Annotated in this window: 2 protein-coding genes; both read right to left on the reverse strand. The window is 66.2% G+C overall.

Annotation, left to right across the window (positions count from 1 at the left end; translation table 11 throughout):
- Positions 1-225 (reverse strand): hypothetical protein (locus ACE3UY_RS14260; protein WP_374688177.1); only part of this gene is annotated, 225 nt, incomplete at its 3' end.
- Between the two features lie 153 nt (positions 226-378).
- Positions 379-1,938: an ATP-grasp domain-containing protein gene (locus tag ACE3UY_RS14265; protein WP_374688178.1), complete on the reverse strand. Its 1,560-nt coding sequence runs from the start codon at positions 1,936-1,938 to the stop codon at positions 379-381.
- Between the last annotated feature and the right edge of the window lie 165 nt (positions 1,939-2,103).

A 2,103-nucleotide genomic window follows, 5' to 3' on the forward strand; every position in this document is an offset into this window, starting at 1 on the left:
GCCGCGGGCGCGCGGGCGGGCGTCGAGCAGTTCGCTGACCAGGATGCGGAAGATGGTCGCCCGGCCGCTGGGCAGGAAGTGGGGCAGGTCGGCGCCCTCGATGACCGTTTCGCCGGGGCGGCTGTCTGGCCCGGCGACGACGATCAGCCCTCGCGGCTCATCGATAAGTTGCCGGACGAGCCTATCGACCTCCGGCAGGTGGGAGAAGTCGCTGAAGCGCAGCATGTCTGTAGGGTAGCGCTACCGGGGGCGGGTGGCAAGTGGCAAAGGAGCAGGGGAGCAGGGGGGCAGGGGAGCGGGGGAGGTCTCTACTGACCTACTGAATACTGACCCACTGAACACTGCACGGCTCACTGCTTACTGCTTACTTGCCACCTGCTACCTGCCCCTCCGCTCCGCTTCCCGGTCGAGCAGGGCCACGAAGTCGTTGTACAGCCCCCGCGCCCGCTCCGGCGTGCCGTGGATGCAGGTCGCGCCCAGGCGGCCCAGCTCGCCCACGCCGCTGAACATGTGCAGGATCAGCCCCGTCTGACATGTCTGGTCGAACGTCAGGCGGTGGACGCTGATGAGGTCGAGCAAGTCCTCCGGGGTGAAGATGCGGTAGGCGTCGGACTCGATGTGGTCGCTGGCGACGTAGTAGCGTCGCTCGCCCAACTCCGTCGTGAACTGGCCCGACTCGGCGTCGTAGATGCCATCGGTCAGGTATTGCAGCGTCAGGAAGGGGTGGGTCGTACCCCCCTTGCGCAGGTTGACCTCGATGGCGTACGGCTCCCACTCGCCGGCGGCATTCTTGACCACCAGGAAGTCCAGCGCGAAGCGGCCGACGATGCCCTCGCGGGCGAAGCGCTGGCCGATCTTGGCCGCTTCGTGGGTGATGAGCCGGCTGTAGGCGGGGTCGGCCGGAAAGACCGCGCCCAGGTAGCTCTGGCCGCTGGGGCCGCCGAGCATCTGGTCGTGGGTGGACAAGATTTCCACCTGACCCAGCGGCGAGATACGCATCTGGACGCTGGGGCTTTCTTTCTCCTCGCCCTCGATCATCTCCTCGACGATGGCCCCCTGGGCGCGCACGCCGGCCATGTAGGCGTTGTAGGTCAGGTCGGGGACCTCGAAGCGCATGGCCCGCAGCCGCTCGATCACGGCCGCTTCCTCAGCCGCGTCGCCCGGCGCAGGCAAGCCGCGCAGATCGACCACGGCGTTGCCCATACCCGACACACCCTGGTTGGTCTTGGTGATGACGCGGGCGATGGCCGGCTGGCGGGCGCGCATGGCGCGGATGGCGGCCGCGAAGCCCGCCTCGTCGGCGATGTCCTCGACGCCCAACGGGTGGGGCAGCCCCTCTTCGGCGAAGAGGCGGCGCGCCCCGCTCTTGCTGCCCAGCGCGAAGAAGCGCGGATCGGCGGCGTACATGGGAATATCGAGTTGCAGGGCGATCTCCCGCTCCAGGTCGGTGGTCAGGAACGGCACGAGGTGGGCGCGGTCGGGGTCGGGGATGAGACCGCGGATCTGACGGACGAACCAGGGGCGCTCCAGCACCTTGTAAGCCAGCGCCCTATCCGAGCCGTCTTGCGGCGACAGCAGGTGCAACCGCTTGCGGGCGTTGCTGATGGTCACGTCGGGCAGGTTGTGGAGATAGTAGTCGATGGTCAGCGGGGCGATGGGCTGCGAGGTGAGGTAGATCATGTGCAGGTGAGGTTGGCGTAGCAAGAAGGTCATGAAGAGGAAGCGCTCCTCATAGACCTGGTGCATGGAGCCGGGAATGTCTACCTCGACCGTCAGGGAGGGCAGGACGACCAGCGTGTTGCTTTCCTGCACTTCGCCGCCGGGGGCGGTGCGGCCGATCATGCGCCAGAGGGGGACGAGCTTGCGCTGTAACTCGTCGAAACGGGCGGCGCGGTCGGGGGTCAGTTCGGGGATGGAGAGCAGTCGGTTGGATTCCACAATGTCACTCCTGGGAAGAGGAATCATCCGCAGATTACGCAGATTTCGCAGATTTCAGACGCGGGCCTGTGAGGGTTGGGTTCCTTGTGGGCGCATCGTCTGTTTGGAACGCGGTAGATTAGCGCAATCATTGTTGGTTTGCCAGCTTTCCGGCTGATAGAAGAC

Source organism: Promineifilum sp. (SeqCode) (genome assembly GCF_041918635.1).
GTDB lineage: Bacteria > Chloroflexota > Anaerolineae > Promineifilales > Promineifilaceae > Promineifilum.